General features: G+C 66.2%; 21 protein-coding genes. 11 read left to right on the top strand and 10 right to left on the bottom strand.

What is annotated here, in order from left to right; genetic code table 11:
* Nucleotides 1-63: 63 nt before the first annotated feature.
* The 5 genes from radC (at nt 64) to ACCQ07_RS19020 (ending at nt 4,912) form a co-directional block, all read left to right on the top strand.
* Nucleotides 64-741, top strand: a complete 678-nt coding sequence (gene radC / locus ACCQ07_RS19000; RefSeq protein ID WP_011348857.1) for a RadC family protein — start codon at nt 64-66, stop codon at nt 739-741.
* Nucleotides 742-828: 87 nt separating this feature from the next.
* Nucleotides 829-2,517: an arginine--tRNA ligase gene (gene argS / locus ACCQ07_RS19005; RefSeq protein WP_071118584.1), complete on the top strand. Its 1,689-nt coding sequence runs from the start codon at nt 829-831 to the stop codon at nt 2,515-2,517.
* Nucleotides 2,518-2,695: 178 nt separating this feature from the next.
* Complete coding sequence (locus tag ACCQ07_RS19010; protein ID WP_011348859.1) at nt 2,696-3,580, top strand: SPOR domain-containing protein; 885 nt, start codon at nt 2,696-2,698, stop codon at nt 3,578-3,580.
* 6 nt (nt 3,581-3,586) lie between these two features.
* Nucleotides 3,587-4,120, top strand: coding sequence for a hypothetical protein (locus ACCQ07_RS19015; protein WP_071118585.1), 534 nt, complete (start codon nt 3,587-3,589; stop codon nt 4,118-4,120).
* Between the two features lie 36 nt (nt 4,121-4,156).
* Nucleotides 4,157-4,912: an SDR family NAD(P)-dependent oxidoreductase gene (locus ACCQ07_RS19020; protein ID WP_008572040.1), complete on the top strand. Its 756-nt coding sequence runs from the start codon at nt 4,157-4,159 to the stop codon at nt 4,910-4,912.
* 247 nt (nt 4,913-5,159) lie between these two features.
* Here the strand turns inward: ACCQ07_RS19020 and ACCQ07_RS19025 are convergent, their stop codons facing one another.
* The 5 genes from ACCQ07_RS19025 to speA all read right to left on the bottom strand — a co-directional run bounded on the left by ACCQ07_RS19025 (nt 5,160) and on the right by speA (nt 14,508).
* Entirely contained in the window at nt 5,160-6,290 is a 1,131-nt protein-coding gene (locus tag ACCQ07_RS19025; RefSeq protein WP_372164517.1) for an acyltransferase family protein, read from the bottom strand.
* A 137-nt stretch (nt 6,291-6,427) separates the two neighbouring features.
* Nucleotides 6,428-7,759, bottom strand: a complete 1,332-nt coding sequence (locus ACCQ07_RS19030; RefSeq protein WP_372363548.1) for a glycosyltransferase — start codon at nt 7,757-7,759, stop codon at nt 6,428-6,430.
* Nucleotides 7,752-11,693, bottom strand: coding sequence for a non-ribosomal peptide synthetase (locus ACCQ07_RS19035; RefSeq protein ID WP_372364168.1), 3,942 nt, complete (start codon nt 11,691-11,693; stop codon nt 7,752-7,754). The genes ACCQ07_RS19030 and ACCQ07_RS19035 overlap by 8 nt, the downstream gene beginning before the upstream one ends.
* A 620-nt stretch (nt 11,694-12,313) precedes the next feature.
* Nucleotides 12,314-12,484 (bottom strand): hypothetical protein, encoded by a 171-nt coding sequence (locus ACCQ07_RS19040; RefSeq protein ID WP_008574856.1) that lies wholly within the window; start codon nt 12,482-12,484, stop codon nt 12,314-12,316.
* 137 nt (nt 12,485-12,621) lie between these two features.
* Entirely contained in the window at nt 12,622-14,508 is a 1,887-nt protein-coding gene (speA, locus tag ACCQ07_RS19045) for an arginine decarboxylase (protein ID WP_218502886.1), read from the bottom strand.
* A 237-nt stretch (nt 14,509-14,745) separates the two neighbouring features.
* On the opposite strand from speA, the gene speE reads away from it, so the two are divergent.
* Nucleotides 14,746-15,603: a polyamine aminopropyltransferase gene (speE, locus tag ACCQ07_RS19050; RefSeq protein WP_029820829.1), complete on the top strand. Its 858-nt coding sequence runs from the start codon at nt 14,746-14,748 to the stop codon at nt 15,601-15,603.
* 368 nt (nt 15,604-15,971) lie between these two features.
* On the opposite strand, the gene ACCQ07_RS19055 is transcribed toward speE, so the two are convergent.
* Together ACCQ07_RS19055 and ACCQ07_RS19060 are read right to left on the bottom strand one after the other, a co-directional pair.
* A complete protein-coding gene (locus ACCQ07_RS19055; RefSeq protein WP_104613791.1) occupies nt 15,972-16,583 on the bottom strand; it encodes a PH domain-containing protein in 612 nt (203 codons plus the stop codon).
* A 184-nt stretch (nt 16,584-16,767) separates the two neighbouring features.
* The gene (locus tag ACCQ07_RS19060) at nt 16,768-17,586 is read right to left on the bottom strand and encodes a hypothetical protein (protein WP_041469861.1); all 819 of its coding nucleotides are present in this window, start codon (nt 17,584-17,586) and stop codon (nt 16,768-16,770) included.
* Nucleotides 17,587-18,131: 545 nt separating this feature from the next.
* Here ACCQ07_RS19060 and ACCQ07_RS19065 point away from each other — a divergent pair.
* Nucleotides 18,132-18,788 carry an RIO1 family regulatory kinase/ATPase domain-containing protein gene (locus ACCQ07_RS19065; RefSeq protein WP_014091297.1) on the top strand — a complete coding sequence of 219 codons (657 nt, stop codon included), beginning with the start codon at nt 18,132-18,134 and terminating at the stop codon, nt 18,786-18,788.
* Nucleotides 18,789-18,991: 203 nt separating this feature from the next.
* On the opposite strand, the gene ACCQ07_RS19070 is transcribed toward ACCQ07_RS19065, so the two are convergent.
* Nucleotides 18,992-20,977, bottom strand: a complete 1,986-nt coding sequence (locus tag ACCQ07_RS19070; RefSeq protein ID WP_008574843.1) for a glycoside hydrolase family 84 protein — start codon at nt 20,975-20,977, stop codon at nt 18,992-18,994.
* 477 nt (nt 20,978-21,454) lie between these two features.
* Nucleotides 21,455-21,829 carry a P-II family nitrogen regulator gene (locus ACCQ07_RS19075; RefSeq protein ID WP_008574841.1) on the bottom strand — a complete coding sequence of 125 codons (375 nt, stop codon included), beginning with the start codon at nt 21,827-21,829 and terminating at the stop codon, nt 21,455-21,457.
* Nucleotides 21,830-21,982: 153 nt separating this feature from the next.
* Here ACCQ07_RS19075 and ubiK point away from each other — a divergent pair, with 153 nt between their 5' ends.
* The 3 genes from ubiK to ACCQ07_RS19090 all read left to right on the top strand — a co-directional run bounded on the left by ubiK (nt 21,983) and on the right by ACCQ07_RS19090 (nt 24,643).
* Entirely contained in the window at nt 21,983-22,261 is a 279-nt protein-coding gene (gene ubiK, locus ACCQ07_RS19080; protein WP_008574840.1) for a ubiquinone biosynthesis accessory factor UbiK, read from the top strand.
* Nucleotides 22,262-22,276: 15 nt separating this feature from the next.
* Nucleotides 22,277-23,797 carry a YifB family Mg chelatase-like AAA ATPase gene (locus tag ACCQ07_RS19085; RefSeq protein WP_008574838.1) on the top strand — a complete coding sequence of 507 codons (1,521 nt, stop codon included), beginning with the start codon at nt 22,277-22,279 and terminating at the stop codon, nt 23,795-23,797.
* Nucleotides 23,798-24,133: 336 nt separating this feature from the next.
* Nucleotides 24,134-24,643 (top strand): lipocalin family protein, encoded by a 510-nt coding sequence (locus tag ACCQ07_RS19090; RefSeq protein ID WP_008574836.1) that lies wholly within the window; start codon nt 24,134-24,136, stop codon nt 24,641-24,643.
* A 223-nt stretch (nt 24,644-24,866) separates the two neighbouring features.
* Here ACCQ07_RS19090 and ACCQ07_RS19095 read toward each other — a convergent pair whose 3' ends face one another.
* Complete coding sequence (locus ACCQ07_RS19095; protein WP_008574834.1) at nt 24,867-25,043, bottom strand: hypothetical protein; 177 nt, start codon at nt 25,041-25,043, stop codon at nt 24,867-24,869.
* Nucleotides 25,044-25,422: 379 nt separating this feature from the next.
* On the opposite strand from ACCQ07_RS19095, the gene ACCQ07_RS19100 reads away from it, so the two are divergent.
* Nucleotides 25,423-26,985 carry an EAL domain-containing protein gene (locus ACCQ07_RS19100; protein ID WP_071118211.1) on the top strand — a complete coding sequence of 521 codons (1,563 nt, stop codon included), beginning with the start codon at nt 25,423-25,425 and terminating at the stop codon, nt 26,983-26,985.
* Nucleotides 26,986-26,990 lie beyond the last annotated feature (5 nt).

The raw sequence follows: 26,990 nt of genomic DNA on the forward strand, positions 1-26,990 counted from the left end.
GATTAGCCGATGCCTCCGCTTGGCCTGATGGGCGTCGGCGATGAGCACCGGCAATCTCGCCATATGCACATACACGACTGGCCCACCCACGAACGCCCGCGCGAGAAACTTCTGGCGCGCGGGGCCACCGCCTTGTCCGATGCCGAGCTGCTGGCGATCTTCGTCGGCTCCGGCCTGCGCGGCCAGGATGCGGTGCAGACCGCGCGCGATCTGCTGCACCGGCACGGCCCGCTGCGTCTGTTGCTGGACCGCCCGGCCAAGACGCTGGCGCGCCTGCCCGGGCTGGGCCCGGCCTCGGCCTGCAAGCTTGCCGCCGCGATGGAGCTGGCCCAGCGGCACCTGATGAGCGCGCTGGAGCGCGGCGAGGCGCTCAGCGACCCGCCCAGCGTGGGCCGCTATTTCTCGCAGCGGCTGCGCGCGCGGGCCTATGAAGTGTTCGCCGCGCTGTTCCTGGACAACCGCCACCGCGCCATCGCCTTCGAGGAACTGTTCACCGGCACCATCGACGGGGCCGACATCCACCCGCGCGAAGTGGTCCGGCGGGCGCTGCTGCACAACGCGGCGGCGGTGATCGTCGGGCATAACCACCCGTCGGGTAATCCGGAGCCCTCCGAGGCCGACCGCGCGGTCACCAAGCGGCTGCTGGACAGCCTGGAGCTGGTGGATATCCGCCTGCTGGACCATTTCGTCATCGGCGATGGTCGACCGGTGTCGTTCGCCGAGCGCGGCTGGCTGGAATGAGCAGTGGTGCGCTGACCTGAACCATCGGTCGGACCCTGCGCCGCGCGGTCGGGTAAAATCGCTGGTTTGGTTCCAAGCAGATCCCACGTGAAAGCCCTACTCCGCGCACTGATCGGCCAAGGCATTGAAGCCTTGCGCGCCAATGGCACCCTGCCCGCCGACACCCTGCCGCCGGATTTTGTGGTCGAGCGACCCAAGACCCGCGAGCACGGCGACTTCGCCACCAATGCCGCGATGCTGCTGGCCAAGGCTGCGCGCAGCAATCCGCGCGCACTGGCGCAGGCGCTGGTTGCCGCGCTGCCGGCCAGCGACGACGTGGCCAAGGTGGACATCGCCGGTCCGGGCTTCATCAATTTCCATCTGGCCCCCACCGCGTATCAGCGCGAAGTGGCGCATGTGATCAAGCAAGGCCACGACTACGGCCGCGGGCTGGCCGGCAACGGCCGTTCGGTGGGCGTGGAATACGTCTCGGCCAACCCGACCGGCCCGCTGCATGTCGGCCACGGCCGCGCCGCGGCGATCGGCGACAGCCTGGCGCGCGTGCTCGACGCCAACGGCTGGAACGTCAAGCGCGAGTTCTACTACAACGATGCCGGCGTGCAGATCGAGAACCTGGCGCTGTCGGTCCAGGCACGCGCGCAGGGGCTCACCCCCGACAGCGACGGCTGGCCGGAAAACGGCTATCGCGGCGACTACATCGCCGATGTGGCCAATGCCTATCTGGCCGGCGACACCGTTGACCTGGAAGGCCATCTGGTCACCGGCACCAAGGACCCAGCCGATCTCGAATCGATCCGTCGCTTCGCGGTGGCGTACCTGCGTAACGAGCAAAACCACGACCTGGCCGCGTTCCGGGTCGATTTCGACATCTACTTCCTGGAAAGCTCGCTGTACAAGGACGGCAAGGTCGAAGAAGCGGTGCAGAAGCTGATCGCCTCCGGCCATACCTACGAAGAAGGCGGCGCGCTGTGGCTGAAGTCCACCGACTTCGGCGACGACAAGGACCGCGTCATGCGCAAGTCCGACGGCACCTACACCTACTTCGTGCCGGACGTGGCCTATCACCTGACCAAGTGGCAACGCGGCTACGAGCGCGCCATCACCGAACTGGGCGCCGACCACCACGGCTCGCTGACGCGCGTGCGCGCCGGCCTGCAGGCGATGGAACTGGGCATCCCGCAAGGCTGGCCGGAATACGTGCTGCACCAGATGGTCACGGTGATGCGCGGCGGCGAGGAAGTGAAGCTGTCCAAGCGCGCCGGCAGCTACGTCACCCTGCGCGACCTGATCGAAGAAACCAGCGCCGACGCGGTGCGCTGGTTCCTGATTGCGCGCAAGCCCGATTCGCAGCTGACCTTCGATATCGACCTGGCGCGCGCGCAAAGCAACGACAACCCGGTGTTCTACGTGCAGTACGCGCATGCGCGGGTGTGCAGCGTGCTGCGCCAGGCGCAGGAAAAGGGCTACAAGTACGACCAGGCCCACGGCCTGGCCGAGCTCGCATGCCTGGACGACGAACACTCGCTGGCGGTGATGCTGGAGCTGTCGCGTTACCCGGAAGTGGTGGAAATCGCCGGCCAGGCGCTGGAGCCGTACCAGATCGCGCAATACCTGCGTGAATTGGCGCACGCCTTCCACACGTGGTATCACAACAGCAAGGTGCTGGTGGACGATGCCGCCGAGCGCGACGCTAAGCTCACCCTGGCGGTCGCCACCCAACAGGTGCTGGCCAATGGCCTGGAACTGCTCGGCGTCAGCGCTCCGGAAAAGATGTAGACAGGCGGCAGCTCCCGGGTGCCGGCGCAGGCAGCGGCGCAGCGCATGGCACTGCGGCAGGCGCCGCCCTGCCACCTCGGGCGCCGATGGCGCCACCGGGCAATCAGCGCAGCGGCGCGCATTGCCACAGCAAGCCGGGCCAGCGGGCCCGCAACGACACGATTCGGAGAAGTGGTAGATGGCAGCACGACGCGGTAAGAGTCAGGCCCGGCGCAACACCAGCAATGGCACCCCCGGTTGGGTGTGGCTGGTGGCTGGCGCCGCGATTGCGGCAGTGATCTTCCTGGCCGCACCCAACCTGTTCAAGAAGGACGGCGACGGTTTCCTGCGCGTGGGCCCGCGTGCCAATCCGGATGCGCAGCCCGAGCCGGTGGCCGATGCCGACGTGGACACGCCGGCCGAACTGCCCAAGCCCAGCGCGCAGCCGCCCAAGCCGCAGGCCAAACCCGGCGATGCGCAGACCCAGTACGACTTCTACACCTTGCTGCCCGGCAAGGAAGTGCAGATGTCCGATGCCGAACTGGCGGCCAGCGCGCGCGCCGAAGAGGCCGCGCGTGCGCGTGCGGCGCTGGAAGGCAAACCCGTGCCCCCCGCACCCGGCGCCAGCGTGGCAGCCGCCACACCGGCGGCCAGCGTCCCGACGCCGTTGAAGGAAACCGCCGCCAGCGCACCCAAGCCGCTGCCGGAAACCGCACCGGCACGCCCGGCCGCCACGCCGGCTCCGGCCAGCACCGCCGCACTCACCACACCGGCCGCTGCCGCGCCCAAGCCCGCTGCAACCGCCGCCGCTGCAACAGCGCCCGCGGCTGCAGCGCCGGCGGTCGCCGACAACACCCGCTACATCCTGCAGGCCGGCTCGTTCGGCGCCTCCGGCGATGCCGAATCCACCAAGGCCAAGCTGGCGATGATGGGCCTGGCCGCACGCGTGGAATCGGCCGACATCAGCGGCAAGACGGTCTACCGCGTGCGCATGGGGCCCTATGGCAGTGCCAGCGAGCTTGCCGAGGCCAAGCAGAAGCTCACCGGCAGTGGCCTGTCCGCCATCGCGATCAAGGCGCAGTAAACGCCCGTGTTGCGACGTAGCGCTGGCGTGTTGCTGGGCGTGCTGGCGTGGGCCGGCCCGGCGCAGGCCACCGCTCAACTTCCCGACCTGATCCAGATCGACGGCCAGCAGGCGACGCTGCTGGCCGAACCCTTGTCCGGCCCACTGGACGACCCAGCCACCTGGAAGCGTTTTGTGGCGCACGCAGGCAGCGCGCTGGGCAGCTGCAGCGCCAACTGGCGCGGCTACCGCGCCCACTGGCGCCTGGACGGGCAACAGCTGGTGCTCGACCGCGTGGTCCTGGGCGCCTGTAACGACGCGCCGCCCACGCTGCCGCTGGATGTGCTGTTCCCCGGCCAGGCAGCGCCCGTGCCCGCCGTCTGGGTGGATGGCGAATTGCTCGTCGCGCTGCCCGCCACCGCGACGAGCGCTGCGCACGCACCGGCCCCGTACGTGGTGCTGCAGCTGCGGCGTGGCCAGGTCGTCGCACGCCAGACCCTGACCGAAGAGCGGCTGCGTGCGCGGCATGCGGCAACGGCGAAGCCGCGGCCTGCTCACTGAATCTGGTTCCCGCCCCCTGTCCCCCTGGAGTTCCCCATGTCCAAGACCGTCCTGATCACTGGTGCCACCTCCGGATTCGGCAGCGCCGCCGTGCGCCGCTTCGCTGCAGCCGGCTGGAAGGTCATCGCCACCGGCCGGCGCGCCGAACGCCTGCAGGCGCTGGCCGCTGATCTGCCGGCCGGGCAGGTCCACACCGCCGCGTTCGACATGCGCGATGCACACGCCTTGTCGGATGCGATCGACGCGCTGCCGCCGGCCTTCGCCGACATCGACGTACTGGTCAACAACGCCGGCCTGGCGCTGGGCACCGCGCCGGCGCAGCAGGCCGACCTGGCGCAGTGGCAGCAGATGATCGACACCAATGTCACCGCCCTGGTCACCCTCACCCACCGCCTGCTGCCGGCGTTGATTGCGCGCCGCGGCGCCATCATCAATATCGCCTCGGTGGCGGCAACCTACCCATACACCGGCGGCAACGTCTACGGCGGTACCAAGGCCTTCGTGCAGCAGTTTTCGCTGGGCCTGCGCTCTGACCTGCACGGCACCGGCGTGCGCGTGACCTCGATCGAACCGGGCATGGCCGAGACCGAATTCACCCTGGTGCGCACCGGCGGCAACCAGGCCGCGTCCGACACGCTGTACCGTGGCGCCACCCCGATGACGGCCGAAGACATCGCCGAACAGATCTTCTATGTCGCCAGCCTGCCGGCGCATTTGAACATCAACCGCCTGGAAATCATGCCGGTGACGCAGTCTTTTGCGGGGTTCCAGGTGGCCCGCGACGCGCAGTGAGGCGTGCACCGAAGCAAGGGCTTAGGCGGTGAGCGTGCAGTGCGCCAGCCGCACCCCCCGCTGCGCCGCGCAAGCCCTACCGAGCATCGAACGAAGCATCGAAAAGCCGCGTACTGCGCGGCTTTTCGTTACATCAGCGCTGCATGGTCGCAGCAACTGCGCAGACCGGTTGCCCGACACCAGGTGCTGCAGCGGCGGCCGCCACGCCGCCACCCGTGCACGCTCGCCGTTCTCCGCAACCATCGCATCACGCAAGTTCGGCATCGCGGCGCACGGCTGCGCGCCGCCGCAGCAACGCGCCGCGCAGCTGCAGGAACGGACGTTCCACCACGTAATGCAGCAGCGCACCCGCCGCCAGCGCCACCACGCCATACACTGCAAAGGCCAGGACACCACGGCCGTCCAGCGTGGCGCCGAGCCAGCCCTGGGTCACATGGAACATCGCCTTGTGGGTCAGATACACGCTGTAGGAAATGGCGGCCAACCAGGCGGCACCCGGCACGCGTAGCCGGCCCAGTGCGCTGTCGGTCGCGGTGCCTGCCAATACCAGCAAGGCCAGCCCCAGCGAAAGCACCGGCCAGCCCACCGCGTTGCCGATCAAACCGGTGCGCTCGCGGAACAACCACATCGCCAGTGCCAGCATGGCCACACCGGCCAGCGCCCAGGTGTTGCCGCGCTGCTGCAGCCATTGCCATGTGCGGGGGCGGAAGACCTTCGTCATTGCCAGCACGACACCGGCCAGCAAACCGTCCAGCCGGTTCCAGGTGGGGTAATAGAGATCTTCGACAAACCAGTTGCGCTGCTGGCCGCTGCCGATCTGATCCAGCGCCGTGTTGTGCAGCCACACGCTAGTGCGCAACGCGATGCCGGCGACCACCACCGCCACGCACACCGCGACCACGCGTGCCGCCGATGGACGCCGCAACAACAACAACGTGGCCAGCAACGGAAACACCAGATAGAAATGCTCTTCCACACAGAGCGACCATGCGTGCGAGAACGCCGCCTGCTCGGCGTAATCGACGAACAGATTCAAGGTGAAGGTGAGGAACATCCACCATGGCGCCAGCCCGGGCGATTCGCGAAAACCCGGCCATGCCATGTAGATCGCCAACACCACCAAAAACGCCGGCAGGATGCGGAATGCGCGGCGCAGGTAGAAATCGGCGAAGTCCAGTGGCTTGCCGCGCGACAGCGGGGTCAGCACCTGGGTGCCGATCAAAAAGCCGCTCAGCACGAAGAACAGGTCCACCCCCATCCAGCCGTAGCGCGACAGCCATTCCCAGTCCGGACCCAACCCGCCGACCACGAACGAATGGAACAGCATCACCCAGACGATAGCGATGCCACGCAACAGGTCCAAAGCGGGATAGCGCATGCGGGCCAGATCAACCGAGGGAGCCCGATTGTGCCGCATGCAGGCAGCGCGCAGGGCGTCGCCGCCAACCACGCACTGCTTCCACCGCGCCGCAGTGCGCGCATCAGCGCTGCGGCGGATGCGCAGCATCGCCATGCTTATGCGATGGCGTGCTGTGTGGTCCGTACGGCCGCCGCAGGCGTCACTGCCGCGGGTTCAAGCAATTGCCAGGCTTCCAGCTGATCGACCGCATTGCGGACGCCGTCTTCCTGGCCGATCCGTTGACCGAGTGCGCGCGCAGCCGCACGCATGGCCGGCGTGCCCGCCTGCCGGATGGCAGCGGCCAGGGCTTCGGGCTGCAGCCCGGCACGCGCCAGCGCTGGCGGCGCAACGCCGCGCTGGGCCAGGCAATGGGCCCAGAACGACTGGTCGTAGCCAAAGGGCAGCACCACCGAGGGAATGCCCGCCGCCAACGCGGCACCGCTGGTGCCGGCGCCACCGTGATGCACGGCCACCGCCACGCGCGGGAACAGCCAATCGTGCGGTGCCTGTTCCAGATGGAAGAAGCGCTCGGCATCATCGGCGACAGCGGCGTCCCCGGCCCCCAGACCGCCCCAGCCGCTGGCCAGCAACGCGCGCTGCCCGGTCAGTCGCACCGCTGCCTTGACCGTGGCAGTGAGCTGCGCGACCGCGCTGCTGGTCATGCTGCCGAAGCCGATATACAGCGGCGGCGGCCCGGCCTGCAAAAACGCCTGCAGCGCGGCCGGCGGTTGCCACTGCGACGGCGGCAGCTGCCAGAAGCCGCACACCTGCGCGCTCTCCGGCCAGTCCGGCGGGCGCGGACACACGTGCGCGCTATAGCCGTAGATCACGCGTAGTGCGCTGCGATCCGGACCGCTCCACGGATATCCCGGCAGCCCCAACGCCGGACGCACGATATCGTTGAAGGCCGGCCGCATCAGCTGCCAGCCGACAAAGCGCATCAGGCGATGCAATGCCACGTTGACACGTCCCGGCAGACGCAGGTTGGGCATCAGCATCAACGGCAGGTGGCGCGACTCGGTGAGCGGCTGCAACTGCGCAAACGCCACCGGCACGCCATACGCCTCGCCCAGGCTATGGACGAGGAAACTGGCACTGCCCACGCCCAGGATCAAGCCGGCATCGGCACACGCCGCGCGGCCCTGCGCGGGCCAATCGCGCGCCCACTCCAGCAACTTCTTGCGCAAGATGCCAGGGGCACCGCGCATCTCGGCAACGTCCGGATGGTCGTGCAACAGTTGCTGGAGATCGCCGCTGAGCGGGAAGAATTCCAGGCCGTGCGCACGGATCAACGACTCGAAGTTGGAACTGGTCAGCACCCGCGCCGGATAACCGCGCCGCTGCAGGCCAAGGGCCAGCGCAATGATCGGGCGCACGTCCCCATGCGTGCCAAGGGTGGCGATCACCACCGGGCGCTGGCGTGACGGATCGGCGCTGGACTCAGGCATATTCGGTCACTCCGTCGCCGGCGACCGCGCCACGGCCGGCCTGTCCCACCGGCCGCACAGCCCGGGTGGCCTCTGCGGTGGCCGCGTGCAGCAAGGTGCTGAGCGTGGCCGCATGCGTCGGCGAGAGCATTGAATGGTGGTCGCTGTCCAGAACGTGCAGCTGCAGGTTGCGCACGTACGGGTGCCACGCCTGGGGACGGTAATCCACCCACAGCGCATCGTCGCCGCCGGAGCTCATGCGCACGCTCGCTTCGACAAAGACCACATCCTGGTCCAGCTGCCTGGGCCGATGACGCCGCGCCAGCTGCAGGTGATGCTGGGTGAGGGCGCCCAGATCGTCCAGCAAGGTGGGACGTTGCTCCAGCAACTGGCGCACCGCAGGCAATTCGTTCAGCCCGTAGTGATCGCACAACAGGCTCGCCAGCTCGGCGACCGTGGTCGGCATCGACTGGCCCGGCGCCAGATGCAAGGCCAACGCGTGCACCGAGGCGCGCACGTTCTCCGATTCCGACAACGCTGCGGCCTGTTCCAGATGCGGGTAACTGTCGAGCATGGCCAACACCTCGACCTCTTCGCCCAGTGCATGCAATTCGGCGGTGATGGCGTGCGCGATCAAACCGCCCAGCGACCAGCCCAGCAGACGGTACGGCCCCCTCGGCTGCACGCTGCGCAGACGCGCCAGGTAATCGCGCGCGATCGCCTCGATGCTCTCCGGACGGTGCTGCGGGTCGCTCAAGCCCGGCGATTGCAGCGCATACACCGGCCACTGCGGATCCAGCTGACCCAGCAAGGTGAGATACGACCAGCCCAGACCGATGACCGGATGGATGCAGAACAACGGCGTGCTGCCGGCGGTGCCTGCACGCAGCGGCAGCAGCACGCTCAACGGGTCGTTGGGCGTGTGTGCGCTGCGCTTGATCACCTCGGCCAGGCCGGCGATCGTCGGCGCATGGAACAACGTGCCCAGCGGCAGTTCCACCCCGAACATCTGCGGGAAACGCGCGGCCATTTCCGCCGCACGCAGCGAATCGCCGCCAAGCTCGAAGAAATTGTCGTCCACGCCCACCACTTCGATGCCCAGCACCTCCTGCAGCATCGTTGCCAGCTGGCGTTCGAGCGCATCGCGCGGCGCCAGGTGCGCGCGTTGCGGCAATGCGCCAGGCGCCGGCAACGCACGCCGGTCCAGCTTGCCGTTGGGGGTCAGCGGCAACGCCTCCAGCGGCACCCACAGGGTAGGAATCATCGATGCCGGCAGGCGCTGCTGCAGATGCGCGCGCAACAACTCGATCGACGGCGCATTGCCGTGCTTGCCCACCACATAGGCCAGCAGTTGCAAGGCATGCTCGCCATCGCCGTGGCCCACCACCACCGCCTGCGCCACCTGCGAATGCAACAGCAGTGCGCTTTCGATTTCGGCCGGCTCCACTCGATGTCCGCGGATCTTCAGCTGCGCATCGGCGCGCCCGATGAATTCCAGCAGGCCATCGCTGCGTTGACGCACGCGGTCGCCGGTGCGGTACATGCTGCTGCCGTCGTCGGCGAACGGGTCGCGCATGAAGCGCTCGCTGGTCAGCTGGCGCTTGCCGCGATAGCCCTTGGCCACGCCTGCGCCACCGATATACAGCTCGCCGATCGCACCGGTCGGCAGCGGTTGCCGCTGCGCATCCAGCACATAGACGCGCGTATTGAGCAGCGGCCTGCCGATCGGCGGTGCGGCGGCATCGGTCAACTGCAACGGCATGATGGTCGACCAGATCGTGGTTTCGGTAGGCCCGTACAACTGGGTCAGGCGCCCCACCCGGCTGAGCAGTTGGGTGGCCAGTTCCGGCACCAACGCCTCGCCGCCGATCAACGCATGGATGCGATCCAGCACCAGATCCTCATTGGCCAGCAGGATGCGCCACAGCGATGGCGTGGCCTGCACCACGCTGATGTGTTCGTCGGCGATCAACCGCGACAGGCCGCGCGGGTCGTGGCTGATACCGGCCGGTGCAATGACCACGCGCGCCCCCACCAGCAACGGCAGGTACAACTCCAGCCCGGCGATATCGAAGGTGATGGTGGTGACGGCCAGCACACGGTCGCGCGGGCGCAATGCCAGCTCGTGCTCCATCGCATGCAGGAAATTGAACAGGTTGCGATGGCTGATCTCCACGCCCTTGGGCGCACCGGTGGAGCCGGAGGTGTACAGCACGTACGCGGTGCCGTCGGGCGTCGCCAGCGGTGCGATTGCCTCCGGCAACACGGCCGGGCGCGGATCCAGCCAGACCATGCCACCGAGCAGATAGCGCTCGCACAGCGCTGGCTCGCAGACCAGGCCAATGGCACCGGAATCGTTGAGCATCTGGCGGTTGCGTGCAGCCGGGCTCTCCGGATCCAGCGGCAGATACGCAGCCCCGCTCCACATCACCGCCAGCAACGCCACCAGCAATTGTTCGCTGCGCGGCAACGCCACCGCGACCACATCGCCAGGGCGCACGCCATCGGCCACCCATTGCGCAGCGATGCGCGAGGCAAGCTCGCACAGCGTGGCGTAGTCGAGCGTGCGGTTGTCGTATTGCGCAACCACGGCCGCAGGCATCAACTCGGCGCGTTGCAGCATGCCGTGCAACAGCGTGGCCGGTTCCGGCAGCGGCGCTGCGGTGTTGTTCCATGTATGCAGCAAACGCCGGCGCTCGCTATCGCCGAGCACATCGACCTGGCCAAGCTCGCATTCCGGATCGGCCAATACCGCGTCGGCCAGATGGGTCAGACGACGGCAGTGTTCGGCCAGCTCCTCGCTGTCGTACAGCGCCGGGTTGGCATCCAGATCGAAACGCAGCGCTGCCCCATCGCCGCGTTCGTAGCAGAAGATGGTGAGGTCATCGGCCGGGCCGTTGGAAAGGTTATGCGGCACCGCGTACGCCTCGCCGAAGCGCAAGGTGTAGTCGAAGGCCTCGATGTTCACCGCCAGGCGTGCGAACTTCTGCTCCATCCCGAACATGCCCAGATCGCGGCGCACGTCCTCGAAGCGATATTGCTGATGGCGCAATGCATGCCGAACCACCGACGACACCTGCGCGAACAAGGTATGGATGGGCTGCTGCGGGTCCATCTTCAGGCGCAGCGAAATCACGTTGGCCACCAGGCCTGCGGTTTGCCGGTAGCGCGCATTGATGCGGCCGGTCACCGGCATCGCCAGCACCAGATCCTCGGCACCGGTGCAGCGGTAGTAGTACGCGGCAATCAGCGAAATCAGCATCTGCGGCAGGCTGGCGCCGTACTCCTTGCCCAGCGCGCGCAGACGCACCACCTGCTGCGGCGAGAACTGCCCGGTGCCGCGCAACAACCCGGTGGACAGCTGATTGCCCGGCCGCGCCAGCGTCGCCGGCGGCGGCAGATCGGCCAACTGCTGCATCCAGTACTCGCGATCGCGCTGGAACCGATCGGAGTTGCGATAGTGCTGTTCCATTTCGAGCAGCGACAGTGCACTGCCGTACTGCGCAGGCGCAGGCTCCACGTCGGCCAGGTAGGCGTTATAGAGCACGGCCATGCGCTGCATCATGATCGACGCGCAATAGCCGTCCATCACCAGATGACTCACGCATTGCACCCACAAATGATGATCCTCGCCAAGACGGAACACCGCGCAATGCCATAGCGGCCCGTTCTGCAGGTCTTCCGGCTTGCGGATTTCTTCGTCGATCCAATGTTCGGCAGCATTACGCGGAGCAGGATCTGAGCTGACGTCGAAGTATGGAATCGTGCCGTTGTACGCGGGCAAGACCACCTGCGAAGGCACGCCCTCGCGCTCGACGATACACAGGCGCAGCGTATCGAACTCGTGCGTCAGCTGCATGCTGGCGCGGATCAGCACCTGGGGATTGAGCGGGCCGAACATTTCCAATACTTCGGCCAACATCAAGGTGTTGTCGGTATGCAACTTGTTGGCCACCCAAAGGCCACGTTGCGCCTTGGTCAGGGGAAAAACGGGAGAGGCGTCAGCGTGCATTGCGTGCATCCTTCTGGTGTGGCGCGCAGTCCGTCGACACCCCTCAACCGTCATACGGTCGATGGACGCCGAATCAGCACCTGGCCTAAGAAAACGAGGGGTAAGAAACACCGCCGACCACCGACAATTGCCGGTAATACGCGATGGAAACGCATGATGAAGACGCACAGCACAGCGACTCGCACAATCGAACCCCGGTGTGCGGGTGACTCGTTGAAGCACTTGTATCCCGACAAGTTAAACGAACACTAACAATTCGCGCGGGGCCGAAACCGTGCAAAAAATCACGGAAATCGCGTGATACCTAAAATTTTTTCACTGAAGTGTGATTTGAACTAGTGTTCTGCATGCATACATCCGATCAATTTCCGCGCCGCATCCGGCGTAGGGCATGGCCGACGATACGCATGGGCTTCAAGGCGAATATGCGCGCACCACGGCAGATAAAAAGCCGCATTGAATAAGACCAATTCCAAATCAGCGTTGCCGGAATTAGGGTATTCGGCAAATCACTTCAGGAGAAAAAAGACGCGTTCAACGCGTCTGCCTCGACAAGCGCACGATCACGCGATGGTCGCCTGATTGTCATCGGCATGCAGCACAAACGCGCGAAAAGCGTGAGTCGAACCGATCGACGGCGTCGCGCAAGGTAAGCGCAGGCGCTCTTGCTCGATGCGACGAAGCAGGTCGACTTGAAGTGCGAGATCGCACCCGACGTCGGCGCGATGGCGCATCGACGTGTTGCAGAACCTGCAGCGTCCATGCCGGTGATGTCCCTGCTGCTGCAAGCGGCGCTCGCGGCAGGAGCGCGTGCAAGATGGGCCATGTCGCGCACAGCCAGCGCTGCGGCCCAGCCGCAGCGCACTGCGGATCAGCTCAGCGGCTCGTCGGACAGATAGGTGTAGCCGGTCAGCCCCGCTTCCAACGCAGCGCCGAGTTCCTGCGCCCGCTCGGGCGACAGATTTGCGGCAGCAATGCGCTCGGCATAGGTGGCACGCAGCGTGTCCAGCTGATAGCCCACGTAGTCCAGCATCACGTCGGTGGTATCGCCGCGGCGCTGCTGTGCGATGCGATAGCCATCGCGATTCACCACGACTTCCACCGCATCGGTATCGCCGAATAGGTTATGGATATCACCCAGGATTTCCTGGTAGGCGCCCACCAGGAAGAAACCGATGCGATAGCTCTCGCCGGCATTCAAACCATGCAGCGGCAGCGAGCTGTCCAGGCTTTCGTTCTCGACATAGGTCTTGACCATGCCGTCGGAATCGCAGGTCATGTCGGCGATGATGCCGCGCCGCTGCGGCGCTTCGTTCAAGCGCTCGATCGGCACGATCGGGAACACCTGATCGATCGCCCACACGTCCGGGATCGATTCGAACACGCTGAAGTTGACGAAGTACTTGTCCACAAGCCGCTCGTTGAGCTCATCCAGCACCGGGCGATGGCTCTTCTCATCGAAGCTCAGGCGTGCGCGCACGCCATGTGCGATGGCGTAGAACAGATCGTCGATGCGCGCGCGCTGCGGCAGGTCGATCTGGCCCAGCGCATACGCGCTCAAACCTTCGGCATGGAAATGCTGGGCTTCCTGGAACAGCTCCACTGCCGGGCGCACATCGAGCTCGTCATGGATCTCGCGCAGGTGGCGGATCGCGGCCGGCTCATCGTCGTGCGCATCCGGCACGCGGCCTTCAGGCGCCTGCTCCACTTCCGACACATTGGCGATCAGCACCGCATGGTGCGCCGTCATTGCGCGCCCGCACTCGGTGACGATGCGCGGCGGAGCCAGGCCATGCTCTTCGCAGGCGCTGGCCAACGGCTGCACGATGTTGCTGGCATACGAGTGCAGGCCGTAGTTGATCGAGCAATAGCTGCGCGAGCGCGTGCCTTCGTAATCGATGCCCAGGCCGCCGCCCACGTCCACATGGCTGATCTTTGCGCCCAGGCGCGAGAGCTCTACGAAATAGCGCGTGGCCTCGCGCATGCCGTTGGCGATGTCGCGCACGTTGGAAATCTGCGAGCCCATATGGAAATGCAGCAGGTTCAGGCTGTCGGCGTACTCGGTGTCGCGCAGCGTCTTCCACAGGTCCAGCACCTGGCGCGGCGAGAGACCGAACTTGGCCTTGTCGCCACCGCTGTTCTGCCACTTGCCCGCGCCCAGCGAGGCCAGGCGCATGCGCACGCCCAGGCCGGGCTTGACGTCCAGCGCGCGTGCTTCTTCCAGCACCAGGGTCAGTTCGGAGGGCTTTTCGATGACGATGAAGGTCTGCAGGCCGAGTTTGCGGCCGATCAGCGCCAGGCGGATGTATTCGCGGTCCTTGTAGCCGTTGCACACGATCAGCCCGCCCGGACGCGACAGCGCCAGCACCGCCATCAGCTCGGGCTTGCTGCCCGCTTCCAGCCCGAAGCCCTCACCGTGGTGACCGGCCAGGGTGCCGGCCACGCCACGATGCTGGTTGACCTTGATCGGATACACCGCCGTATAGCCGCCGGCGTAATCCCACTCCGACTGCGCCTGCGCAAACGCTGCCTGCAGCTTGCCCAGGCGCTGGCCCAGGATGTCCGGGAAGCGCACCAGTAGCGGCAGCTTGGCACCGGCTGCGCGCGCGGCATCCACCACCTCGGGCAGCGACACCGCCGGGCCATCGGCGGTCGGGGTGACCACCACGTGTCCGGCAGCGTTCACATCGAAATACCCGTCGGCCCAATGCGGGATCGAATAGGTCTTGCGGGCTTGGTCGAGGGACCAATCGCTCATTTCGCTGTCTCGGCTGGAATAAAAAAGGGCGTGAAGTGTAACGCCTGGCATGCGCAGGGTCCGTTACAATCCGCGCCGACTTCACGCCCCTCTCCTGGTTGGAGCGGGGCCGAGCAAGGGTCAGCCGCCGCGCAGTTTGACTGCACGGGGCTGCGTCCAACCCTCATCCGGCGCTTTGCGCCACCTTCTCCCGCCGGGAGAAGGAACTGCCCGCTTCTTTTCGATTAGGACGTCCGCATGAGCACCAACGACAACTGGTACATCGAACACTTCCAGCCGACCGGCTCGGCGATCGGCTTCCGCGTCAGCGGCAAGCTGGACGAGGTGCAGTCCCCGTTCCAGAAGATCGAGATCTACCAGACCACCGATTGGGGCAAGCTGATGCTGATCGACGGCGCGGTGATGCTCACCAGCCGCGACAATTTCTTCTACCACGAGATGATCAGCCACCCGGCGCTGTTCACCCACCCTGCGCCCAAGCGCGTGGTGATCATCGGCGGCGGCGACTGCGGCACGCTGCGCGAGGTGCTCAAGCACCCGGGCGTGGAAAGCGCCACCCAATGCGATATCGATGAGCAGGTCACCCGCATGTCGGAGAAGTATTTCCCCGAGCTGTGCGATGCCAACCACGACACGCGCGCCGAACTGCTGTTCGACGACGGCGTGGCCTATATGGCCAATTGCCCGGCCGGCAGCGTGGACATCGTGATCGTCGATTCCACCGACCCGGTCGGCCCGGCCGAGGGCCTGTTCAACAAGGCCTTCTACGAAAGCTGCTTCAAGGCCTTGAAGGACGACGGCATCCTGGTGCAGCAGTCCGAATCGCCGCTGGCGCTGCTGGACCTGATCAACGAAATGCGCACCGAAATGGGCAAGGCCGGCTTCCAGTCGTTCAAGACCCTGCCGTTCCCGCAGCCGTGCTACCCCACCGGCTGGTGGAGCGTGACCATGGCCAGCAAGCAGGCCAACGCCGATTTCGCCTTCCGCCAAGCGGACGCGCAGGCCAAGGGCTTCGACACCTTGTACTACACCGCCCACTTGCACACCGGCGTGCTGGTTGCCCCGCCGTTCGTGGCCAAGGCGCTGGGCGAGTAATCGCGGTTGGCCGAGCATCGCCGGCAAAAAGCGCAGACGACATTCGTTGAATCGCGGCGCTCGGATGGACGTGGCGGGTTACGGCAGCCGGCCGCGTCCGCTTGGCGATAAGCCCGGCCGGTTTGCTAGTTTTTTTCGCGTGACATGGCCTGCGTGCTTACAGCGCGCGGGCTGATGCATTCGCACCGATCAGGCTGCCGTGGTCGCGCGGCGCTGCTGGAGCGTGAGGCCAGTGCGCGGCCAGCAGCCTCCTGGCGCGGCGATCCACCGACAGCGCCGCCGTGCAATGGACGCGTCAGTTGCTGCGTCACTGCGATCCATGGGCCGACGTAGTTGAAGCCGCCCGATGCGCGGATGTCCTGCGCACGCTATAAGCGCGCCAGCACCTCTGTCTTCTTGGCGTCGAATTCGTCCTGCGTGATCAGCCCCGCATCCAGCAATTGCTTGAGCTTGCTCAGCACCTGCACCGGATCGTCGATTGCAGGAACGGCACTGGCTTGCAAGGGCACTGCTGCGCCATGCGCACCAGGCGCATGCACCACCACGCCACCGGCCGCCGCGCGCAACTTGTCGATCTCCAGCTGCTGGCGCTGTTCGTAGGCGGATTCTTCCACCTGCTGCGCATAGGCGTACACGCGTCGCGCCTGTTTCTTGGGCAGGCTGTCGATGGATGCGTAGGCGCCCTGCGTGGTGCGGCACATGATGGTGGCTCCGAGCATCTGTTCGCTCATGTGCACATCGAGCACCTCGCGCCAGGGGAAATCGCGGAAGGTCATGCCGAGCAGCTTTGGGTAGACCACGATGAAGCGACGGTTGGTCAGCACCACCGCATCCGGCGACAGGTTCATCACCATCTTCTTCTGCACGGCGATGTACTCGACCTGCTCGTCGCGGGTCAGCAACTCGGTGATCTTGGGCAGGATCTTGCCCACCGCCACCGGGTCCTGTTCGTCTGTCAAGAACTGCGCCAATGCGTCCATCTGCCCTCGCCCATGGCTGAATCAGTGCGTTGACCAAGACACTACAGCAAGCCGCATGGATGGCTGTGCAATGCCGATGACCGTTTGCGGTGCAGCTTCAAATGGATTGCCGTCCGCGGCATCGCGCTGCATGCCGCGTGACGGGGAAGGGTGAGCGCTGCTGCCCGCCCTTCGACATCGCTAGTTAAAAGCGGACTTCCACTACTGCGTTCAGTACCTCTGCACGGTTGATGGTGGTGTCTTGAGCATAGTCGTAGTAGTCATTGGCGTAGACGTAGTTGGTGTACATCGCGCTCACGCTCGCATGCTTGCCGATATCGACGCCCAGGCCGAGGCTTGCGTAACCACCAAAGATTTCGTCGCTCATGTCTGCGACCTCGGCATACCATGAGCCGAGGCGGACTACCGCGAACAGCGGAGTGTCACCAAAATTGAAACGTGCCGTACCCCCGATGCCGCCAAACTTCACTGCGGGGATAAAGACATCGTCGGTTGTATCGCCGCGTTCCAGGCGTCCAATCGATCCCTCAAGTCCGATCAACGTGACCGAGCCAGCACGCCAGCGATAGCCGGCGCTGAGGCCAAGCATGTCTTGCTTATAGCCACTGAAAACCTCACCTCGACCACGCTGCACGCCGATGAACGCGCCCCTTTCAATGCGCGATTCCTCCACCCGTGTGTAGCGCGCTGCGGGGACAGGCGCTGCAGGGTAAGCAGCGGCAGGCTGAACTGCCACCGCCTCAGTCTGCTCGGTCACCGTAGTGAACCCGCCGGACGCACCAGGTTGGCTGCCGCTTCCACCGACAGCGGCCGGCGCTCCGCCAACGCCCGCTTGCGCCGGGCGCGAGGATGGCGCTGCAGGCGCGGTGGCGCCCTGGGTGCCGGTCTGCTGCTTTTGCTGTTGACGGTAGCTGTCCCAGCCGCGCGACAACGACTGCGCCGAGGCCTGAGCCGTGACGCCGAACGCCGTGCAAGCCAACAGCACTGTTGCGGTCCTTTTCATTGCATCCCCAATGAGTCGTACTCCATCGTTTCCGCATCCTTGCGCACGCAGGTGGCACCTGACGGCGTCTGGAAGTGGCGCAGTTGCGGTCGCATTCGGAGGCGCACCCGGCATCACCTGGATGTCGTACGACATCGATGCAGGCGACGCTCGAAGAGCGTGCCCGTGTTAACGCGTGCTGCAGCCCCCTGACCGCAGCCGGCACAGTGTCTGGAGTCTCAATCGCTGTCAAGAAGCGGCGTGACCGCTACCGCACGCCGGGTTGCGCTAACAGTGCCTGTCTTGAGGGAGGACGCAACGCTGGCGGGACGACACCATGGCCTGGAGTGGCAGGTCTGCATGCATTCGCTGGCACATGCCGATTCTGATGGGGTCCGCCAAACACCTGATTCCAAAAGCTGTTCCACTCCCGGAACATTTCATTTGTTAAATAAATATAATTTCCATACTCACAAGTTCTAAAATTGGGCAGACCGATCCTCGCGATCACCGTGAACCTGCGCAACGCGTGACAGCTCCGCGCCGCCAAGGTCTGGAGAACTGCCATGCACTACCAGCCGCTGGACGTGTCCAGCCTGCACCTCGTCACTCCCGTTCTGCTCAAGCAAGGCACCCGGCTGCTCGAGCCGGACGTCTACCGCACCCATGTGAACGGGCAACCGGCAGTGGTCAAGGACTACGGCCGCTATCGCCGCACGCTGTTGTCGCCGATCGCCCGGCTCATGGTGCGCCACGAGGCCAGGATGCTGCGGCAGTTGCAGGGTTGGCGGCATGCACCGGCCTTGCTCGGCACGCTGGGCGGGCTGGCGCTGGGCATGGAATTCATTCCAGGCGACACGCTCAGCGCCAGCACCGTCGTGGGCCAGGAGGTCTTCCAGCAATTGCAGCAGGCGCTGCGCAGGCTGCATGCGTTCGGCATCACCCATAACGATCTGCACGGCACCAATGTGGTGGTCAGTGCCGGCGTGCCGGTGCTGATCGATTTCACCTCCGCGTGGCGATTTCCGCGCTGGCTGCGGCGCGGCACGCTGGCGCGTCAGCTGCAGCGCAGCGACGTGGCCAATTTTCAGAAAATGCGCCAGCGCCTTGCCGGCATCGCACCGACTGCCGACGAATCGGCCCGCAGTGCCGAACCGCGCTGGGTGCAGGCGATTCGCAGCGGCTGGAAGCGGCTATATCGGCGTTTGAAAGGCAAGGCGTGATCAGCGCTGCTGGCTCACGGCGACTGGGCACACCGTTACGCCCAGCTACTGCGCTGATGTCTTCGGTTTGATCTGCAGCACAGACGTCCTTCCAGCGCGCCATGCCGGGTGCTGCGATGCAGTGGCAATGGCGCTCCCGCATTTGCAGGCACAGCGACGCGAGCAATTCCCGATGCGCGTCGCTGTGTTATTGCACTCCCCCATCACTTTGCTGCTGCCGAGTCGGCAACCGCCGGCACGCGATAGGCGATCAAGCGCGGCGCTTGCGCGATGAAGCGGTCGAGCACGCCGTCAGCGAGCTTGACCGGGCCGCCGAAGCGCGTGGCGCCGGGAATCGTTGGGATCTGGCTTGCGACGGCGGCGATCGCAGCCGCCTCGGCAAACAAGGCCGGCGCCTGCGTGTGGCCGCGATTTGCCGCATCCAGCCCGGCTGCCGTCTTCTGCAGGGCCTGGCCCCAATCCTCCATTGCCTCCAGCCAGGGACGCGATTGCTCGGCAAAGCCCTTGTCGGCGACGCCGTCGCGGATGATCTGCGGTGCCGCAGCCAGTTCGTCGGCAGCGCGTGCCAGTTCGGCAATCGCCTGCGTGCGCGTTGCCGCATCGCCAAGCGCGATTGCCTCGCGCACATGATCGAGCACGGCCTTCAAGCGTGGAGCCTGTTCCTGCCACGGCTGGCTGCCAAAGGTTGGCGCCAGATGCTGGGTGTCGAAGAAGGTCAGCAAGGCCGCAGCCACGCGCGCATCGCCGCCGGCCAGATCGCGCGCCGCCGCATGCCAGGTGCGTTGCGCGTCGTAGTCTTTGTCGTTCCAGGCGAACGCGGTCACACCCATCACCGCGACGCGGCTGGGCGCTTCCTGGTTCATCGGGTTGGAGACGATGCCCGACAACTCGGCCGACAGACCCGCCTCGCGCCGCGCATACGGCGCCATCAGCAGGCGCCCGGCCGACGTTTCGAAATCGTTGACCGGGTAGTTGTCCCACAACAGCGTCTTGCGACCGAACGCCTTGGTGGCCGCACGCGCATCGGGGATGGAAATGGCCGGCGGCACCACATCGGTGCCGGTCCACTGCACCACGATCTTCGGATCAAGATGCTTGCGCAAGGCTTCCTTGTACGGACTCTCTTTGGCGTCGTAGTACTCGGTCGGCACCATGATGAGTTCAGCGGCCGCATCGTGGCGCGCGACCAGATCGGCCTGCACCAGATTGAGCAGATGCGACTGCGCGATACCGGCCGCCTGCGCGCCGGACTCGCCAAAGGTGGTCTTGTCGCGTTCGCAATTCCACTTGGTGTATTCGATATCGTCCAGCGCCACGTAGAAGCTGCGCACGCCCAGCGCACGGAACGCATCGAACTTGCGCAACAAGGCCTTGGCATCGGCCGGATCGGAGAAGCACACGGTGGGGCCAGGCGAAATCGCATAGACGAAATCGACGTGATTGCGCTTGGCGGTAGCGGCCAGCTGGCCAAGCGCCTTCAAGGTCGCCCTCGGGTACGGCTCGCGCCAGCGATCGCGCGCGTAAGGGTCGTCCTTGGGGCTATAGATGAAGGTGTTGGCCTTGGTGCGGGCGAGGAAATCGATGTGCTTGCTGCGATCGCTCATCGACCACGGCGCGCCGTAGAAGCCTTCGATGGTGCCGCGGATCGGCATGGCCGGGTAATCCTGGATCGTCAACGTCGGGATGGCCGGCCGCTCGACCAGCTGCCGCAGCGTCTGCGCCGCATGGAACAGGCCATCGTCGTCGTGGCCGGCCAGCGTGATCAGGCTGCCGCGATCGAGCGCAACGCTGGCCAACGTGTAGCCTTCCTTATGGGTGTCCTGGGTCGCCTTGCTGCGCGTCAGCGCATCGCGCACCACTGCCGCATCGCCGGTGCCGAGCACGATGTGCGGGCGGTCCAGCGCGGCAGGCAGGCGTGTGGCGGTCGCAATCTTGGTGACGCCGGCGCTGTCGAGAATGCGGCGCACCAGCGCCACCGTGGCCTTGTCCGCGCCAGGGGCGACCACCAGCACCACCGAGCGGCCCAAGGTCACGGTTGCGCCATCCAGCGTGATCGAGACCGGCGTCGGATAGATCGCCGGCTGGGTGACCGGTTCGGTCACGGCCTGTGCCAACGCCGGAGCAGCCAGGCCCAACGCCACCAATACCGAAAGCAGGCGCACGCCCGGCGTACTGTTGCGTGGCTTCATCTCGAACTCCGGTATTGGAATGGTATTACGCCCTAGAGTAGGCAAGTCGGGCGGCGGCGACAAGCGCGGCCGGGATTTCCATCCTGGCCAGCGCTAGGCTGCCGCGCGGTGACTTCAGCCTGTTTCTGGATCGCAATCCAGAAAGGTGCGGCAGCGATACATGGCGGTATTGAAATGGTATGAAAAGTGGGGCGTTTGCGCCTGAGAGCGGCCTGGCGCGGATGCACCCAGCCGTGCATCAGCCGCGGTGATGCGCGCCACAGCCGACGCAGTCAGCGCAGGTGGCGCGCCGCAGGGCTTGGGCGGTCGGGTTCCTGTGAGCCGTGCAATGCCTGCAATGCGCCTGATCCAGCGCCACTAGCTGCGGTGCTGGATCAGCAATACGTGGCCCGGGCATCGTCGTTGCGCCGGCAGAGGGCAGCAAACCCCTCACCACCCACCGCACATCCGGCAAGCAGCGGGCGCCGCGTTGCGAACCTACAGCGCGTCGCTATCCAGCTCGCCGGTACGGATGCGTACCACCGTGCCCAGGTCGTACACGAACACCTTGCCGTCGCCGATCTTGCCGGTACCGGCCGCCGCGACGATCGCCTCGACCACACGCTCGGCCTGGTCGTCGGTCACCGCCACTTCGATCTTCACCTTGGGCAGGAAATCGACCACATATTCGGCGCCGCGATAGAGCTCGGTATGGCCTTTCTGCCGGCCGAAGCCCTTGACCTCGGTCACCGTGATGCCCGCCACCCCGCAGCCGGCGAGCGCTTCGCGCACATCGTCGAGCTTGAACGGTTTGACGATGGCCATGATCATTTTCATCGGTGCAGGTCCCAGGGCATGACGGCCGCGCAGCATACCGTGGACGGGCGCAACACTCATCCAACCGCGCGCCGCCATCACCGCGGACGACAGCCGAATGGGACTATCCTTACCGCCTGCCGACTGCCTTGCCGATGTCCCGCGTGTCCCGGCCTGCACTAGGCTTCCTACGGACCTGCGGAGAACACCATGATCGATTTCAACCAGCTCGACGACCTCGCCCGCCGCCTCAGCGACCTGGTGCCGCCGGGCCTGCGCCAATCGCGCGAAGAACTGCAAAGCACCTTCAAGGGCGCGCTGCAGGCCGGCCTGGGCAAGCTGGACCTGGTCACCCGCGAAGAGTTCGACGTGCAGCGCGCGGTCTTGCTGCGCACCCGCGAAAAACTCGACGCGCTGGAGCAGACCGTCGCCGCACTGGAGGCGCGCGCGCCCGGCACGCCACCCGCTGCACCGCCCACCATCCCCTGAGCGAAGGCCACCACCATGAGTCTGGCGCTGGTGCACAGCCGTGCCCGCGTGGGAGTGCATGCGCCTGAGGTTCGGGTGGAAGTGCATCTCTCCGGCGGTCTTCCTTCCACCCAGATCGTGGGCCTGCCCGAAGCGGCAGTGCGCGAATCGCGCGAACGCGTGCGTGCCGCCCTGCTGTGCGCACAGTTCGAATTTCCCGCCCGGCGCATCACCATCAACCTGGCACCGGCCGATTTACCGAAAGAAGGCGGCCGGTTCGATCTGCCGATCGCCCTCGGTATCCTGGCTGCCAGCGGGCAGATCGACCGCCAGGCCCTGGCCGATTACGAATTCCTCGGCGAGCTTGCGCTGACCGGGGAGCTGCGCGGCGTCGACGGCGTGCTGCCCGCGGCGCTGGCGGCCGCGCAGGCCGGACGACGGCTGATCGTCCCGCTCGCCAACGGTGCCGAAGCGGCCATCGCCGGACACGTCGAAGCCTTCACCGCGCGTACCCTGCTGGATGTCTGCGCGACGCTCAACGGCAGCCAGAAAGCGCCCGCCGCCGAGCTGGCAGTGCAGGCGCTCGGCGCCCGCGCCCTGCCCGACATGGCCGACGTGCGCGGGCAACCGCACGCCCGCCGCGCGCTGGAGATCGCCGCTGCCGGTGGGCACCACCTGTTGCTGGTCGGCAGCCCTGGCTGCGGCAAGACCCTGCTGGCCTCGCGCCTGCCCGGTCTATTGCCCGAAGCCAGCGAAGCAGAAGCACTGGAAACCGCTGCGATCACCTCGATCAGCGGCCGTGGGCTGGATCTGGCCCGCTGGCGGCAACGCCCCTACCGCGCCCCGCACCACACCGCCAGCGCAGTGGCCCTGGTCGGCGGCGGCACGCACCCGCGCCCCGGCGAGATCTCGCTGTCTCACAACGGCGTGCTGTTCCTGGACGAATTGCCCGAGTGGCAACGGCAAACCCTGGAAGTGTTGCGCGAGCCCTTGGAGTCGGGCGTGGTCACGATCGCGCGCGCGGCACGCAGCGTGGATTTTCCGGCGCGCTTTCAATTGGTCGCCGCCATGAATCCGTGCCCGTGCGGCTGGGCAGGCGATGGCAGCGGGCGCTGCCGCTGCAGCAGCGACAGCATCCGTCGCTACCGCAGCCGCATCTCCGGCCCGTTGCTGGACCGTATCGATCTGCATGTCGAAGTGCCGCGCCTCCCTCCGCAGGCGCTGCGCAGCGGCAACCTCGGTGAAGACAGCGCCAGCGTGCGTGCCCGCGTGGTCGCCGCGCGACAGCGACAGCTTGCACGCGGTGCGCTGCCCAATGCGCAACTGGACCAGGCCGACACCGACCGCCATTGCCGCCTGCAACACGACGATCAGGTGCTGCTGGAGCGCGCCATCGAACACCTGCAGCTGTCCGCACGCTCGATGCATCGCATCCTGCGCGTTGCGCGCACCATCGCCGATCTCGACGACAGCCCAGACATCGCCACACCCCATCTCACCGAAGCGATCGGCTACCGCAAACTGGATCGTGCGCTTGGCACCGCCAGCGCGGCGTAGCGTGCTCGGCAGGTCGACAGGCGCGCGCGATTCGCACGCCATCCGCTGGCGTGACACCTTGGTACCGCAAAGCGCCCGCATTGTCAGGGCATCGTTTCGGTTTCGGTGTCGATGTCGGTGCGCAACCTCATTCGCCACGGAGTTCATCGGATGCAGCCAATTGATCGCTCGCGCGGCATCGGCCCACGAGCGACATCGTGCCAACCGGCCGTGCGCACCGAGCCGGTGCCCTCGCGGACGCCCGCCCTCGCTGCACGACCGCTGGCGCCACATCCCAACATGCATTTCATGGCGCTACACGTACAACAGGCGCCACTCCATTGTGCAGAGGCCTGTATGAGCCACCATCCCGAACTCGCCACGGTCCCTTCGCTGGATCTGAATCGCTACCTGGGCACGTGGTACGAAATCGCCCGCCTGCCGACCCGCTTCGAGGATGCCGACTGCACCGATGTGTCGGCGCACTACACCCTGGAAGAGGACGGCAGCGTGCGCGTCCAAAATCGCTGCTTCACCGCGGAAGGCGAGCTGGAAGAAGCGATCGGCCAGGCGCGCGCCATCGACGACACGCACAGCCGCCTGGAAGTGACCTTCTTGCCCGAAGGTCTGCGCTGGATCCCTTTCACCAAGGGTGACTATTGGGTGATGCGCATCGATGCCGATTACACCGCTGCACTGGTCGGCAGCCCGGATCGCAAGTACCTCTGGCTACTGGCACGCTTGCCGCAGCTGGACGAAAACATCGCCCAGGCCTATCTGGCGCATGCGCGCGAACAGGGCTTCGACCTGGCGCCACTGATCCACACCCCGCATACCGGGCGGCTGACCGAGCAACCGCTTCCGTAGGCGACCCCGGCTGGTTGGGGAACTGGTCAAACCGGCAACGGCAGCACCGTCGCGCCTGCGACCCCGGTCGCATCGAGGCACCGACCAAGGGACGACAGGCACGCGATGCTCTCAACGACCAGCCAGACGACAGTCGCCCACCGACGCAATCGCCATGTCCACGGCCATGGCGACCCAGCGCACTGGCCTAGCCGTTCCATCGCGCAGGCCAGCGCTCGTCCTCTCAATCGTCGAGCGTGCCGAGATCCCTGGCAGCGGCCTGTGCACCTTCCAGGCTGTCGAAGGCCACGCCGGTATCGCCGACCACGTACTTGGTCAGCTCGCCGTCGCGTGTTGTTTCCTGCATCTTGAAGATCGGCACCGCATCGGTGCCGCCGACGCGTTCTTTCTGCGTTGTCATGCGTGATTCCTCCAGTGAAAGCGCCTTGCGTGGGACCGTTGTCCCGCCGCTCCCGGGCGGGAGCGCAGACGATCCGACCGTAGCGCGGTAGTGCGTGCAGTGGCGTGAATCCGCAGGCGGCCCCGACTGCCAGGATGCGACGCAGGACGATCGGAAAAAAATCACAGCCGCTTCGCTCCGCAAACGCGCGCAATGCACGCGTGTGTCGTACATTCGCGACGTGCAGCCTCATCAATCAATGCCGTGCGTCACCAATCGCTACGTGCGCCGTTCGCGCGTACCCGGTTGGCGTGCACCTTCCATCTGCCCAAGCCTGCGCTGGCGGCACTTCTCCAGGGGCCATGCGTGAACCGGCAGCACAGCCGTCGCAGGTGGTGAGGTGAAGCGCCAACGCATCATCAGTGTCACCGTGCTGCTGGTGTTGCTGAGCGCAACGCTGCCGATCGGCCTGTCCTACTACCTGGCCTGGCGGCTGGCCTTGGCGCGCGAAGAGGGCAGGCTGAGCCAGCTGGCTGCGCTGTCGATCCGGCGCACTGAAACCGCCTTCGACGAGGCGCATGGGGCATTGTTGAGCATGGCCGCCTCGCGGTTGCCACCGTGCTCGCCTCCGCACCTGGCACAGATGCGCGCCCTGGTGCTGACCAGCCACTACATCGTCGAGCTGGGACGGTTTCAACAAGGTCGCCTCAGCTGCACCTCATGGGGCCAACTGCGCAATACCATTCCGCAGCGCACCGCCGATTTCGTGGTCAAGCGCGGCATCGCGGTGACCACGCGGCTGCTGCCGTTGGCCAATCCGCAGCGTCCGCTGATGGCGCTGCAACTGGGCGACTACAACGCCCTGATCAACCCCGACACGCTGGCCGACATCAATATTCCGCCTGGCCTGCAACTGGCGATCGGCACGCCGGACGGGCAGATCCTCAGCAGCACCGGTACCGCCGCCGAACGCTTGCTGACCGCCCCCCCAGCCACGCGTGAGCCGGGCGACCTCTTGCTGTCGCAGGTGTTGTTCGGGCGCGACCGTCGTGGCGACTGGGCCGCGGTGGTCACCGAACCGGTGGCCTATCTGCGCGGGCCGCTGGCGGCGGCACGGTTGCAGCTGGTACCGGTCGGCATTGCAGTGGCGCTGCTGCTGGTCGGTGCAGTGCTGTGGGTCTCGCGGCGGCGGCTGTCGCCACTGGCGCGGCTGGAGATCGCCGTGCAGCGTGGCGAGTTCATCGTGCACTACCAACCGATCATCGCGCTCGACAGCGGTGCCTGCGTCGGTGCCGAAGCGCTGGTGCGCTGGCAGCAGCCCGACGGCGTGCTGGTGCCGCCGGACGCCTTCATCCCGCTGGCCGAACAAAGCGGGCTGATCCTGCCGATCACCGATCTGGTGGTGGCCGAAGTCATCCGCGAACTCGGCCCCACCCTGGCCGCCGATCCAGCGCTGCACGTGGCCATCAATGTCTCCGCCGACGACATCAAGAGCGGCCGCGTGCAGGGCGTGCTGGCGCAGGCGTTGCGGGGCACCGGCGTGGACAGCGGCCAGCTGTGGGTGGAGGCGACCGAACGCAGCCTGATGGACATCGATGCGGCACGCACCACCATCACCCATCTGCGCGGGGCCGGCCACACGGTCTCCATCGACGATTTCGGCACCGGCTATTCGAGCCTGCAGTATCTGCAGGGCCTGCCGCTGGACGCGTTGAAGATCGACAAGTCGTTCGTGGATACCATCGGCACCCACTCGGCCACCAGCGCCGTGACCGCGCACATCATCGAGATGGCCAAGACGCTACGGCTGCGCACCATCGCCGAAGGAGTCGAGCGGCAGGAACAGCTCGATTATCTGCGCGCCCATGGCGTGGATCTGGCGCAGGGCTGGCTGTTCTCGCGCGCGTTGCCGGCCACTGGTTTCATCGCCTACTACGCACAGGCACGCAGCGCGACGCAGTGAACCGG

Origin of the sequence: Xanthomonas sp. NCPPB 3583, assembly GCF_041475715.2 — a bacterium.
In the GTDB taxonomy this organism is placed as follows: Bacteria; Pseudomonadota; Gammaproteobacteria; order Xanthomonadales; family Xanthomonadaceae; genus Xanthomonas; species Xanthomonas euvesicatoria.

Bases quoted from the DNA above. Each gene is read 5' to 3' on its own strand.
- radC (WP_011348857.1), top strand. From the start codon at position 64: ATGCACATACACGACTGGCCCACCCACGAACGCCCGCGCGAGAAACTT.
- ACCQ07_RS19010 (WP_011348859.1), top strand. From the start codon at position 2,696: ATGGCAGCACGACGCGGTAAGAGTCAGGCCCGGCGCAACACCAGCAAT.
- ACCQ07_RS19020 (WP_008572040.1), top strand. From the start codon at position 4,157: ATGTCCAAGACCGTCCTGATCACTGGTGCCACCTCCGGATTCGGCAGC.
- ACCQ07_RS19025 (WP_372164517.1), bottom strand. From the start codon at position 6,290: ATGCGCTATCCCGCTTTGGACCTGTTGCGTGGCATCGCTATCGTCTGG.
- ACCQ07_RS19030 (WP_372363548.1), bottom strand. From the start codon at position 7,759: ATGCCTGAGTCCAGCGCCGATCCGTCACGCCAGCGCCCGGTGGTGATC.
- ACCQ07_RS19040 (WP_008574856.1), bottom strand. From the start codon at position 12,484: ATGCGCCATCGCGCCGACGTCGGGTGCGATCTCGCACTTCAAGTCGAC.
- speA (WP_218502886.1), bottom strand. From the start codon at position 14,508: ATGAGCGATTGGTCCCTCGACCAAGCCCGCAAGACCTATTCGATCCCG.
- speE (WP_029820829.1), top strand. From the start codon at position 14,746: ATGAGCACCAACGACAACTGGTACATCGAACACTTCCAGCCGACCGGC.
- ACCQ07_RS19055 (WP_104613791.1), bottom strand. From the start codon at position 16,583: ATGGACGCATTGGCGCAGTTCTTGACAGACGAACAGGACCCGGTGGCG.
- ACCQ07_RS19060 (WP_041469861.1), bottom strand. From the start codon at position 17,586: ATGAAAAGGACCGCAACAGTGCTGTTGGCTTGCACGGCGTTCGGCGTC.
- ACCQ07_RS19065 (WP_014091297.1), top strand. From the start codon at position 18,132: ATGCACTACCAGCCGCTGGACGTGTCCAGCCTGCACCTCGTCACTCCC.
- ACCQ07_RS19070 (WP_008574843.1), bottom strand. From the start codon at position 20,977: ATGAAGCCACGCAACAGTACGCCGGGCGTGCGCCTGCTTTCGGTATTG.
- ACCQ07_RS19075 (WP_008574841.1), bottom strand. From the start codon at position 21,829: ATGCTGCGCGGCCGTCATGCCCTGGGACCTGCACCGATGAAAATGATC.
- ubiK (WP_008574840.1), top strand. From the start codon at position 21,983: ATGATCGATTTCAACCAGCTCGACGACCTCGCCCGCCGCCTCAGCGAC.
- ACCQ07_RS19085 (WP_008574838.1), top strand. From the start codon at position 22,277: ATGAGTCTGGCGCTGGTGCACAGCCGTGCCCGCGTGGGAGTGCATGCG.
- ACCQ07_RS19090 (WP_008574836.1), top strand. From the start codon at position 24,134: ATGAGCCACCATCCCGAACTCGCCACGGTCCCTTCGCTGGATCTGAAT.
- ACCQ07_RS19095 (WP_008574834.1), bottom strand. From the start codon at position 25,043: ATGACAACGCAGAAAGAACGCGTCGGCGGCACCGATGCGGTGCCGATC.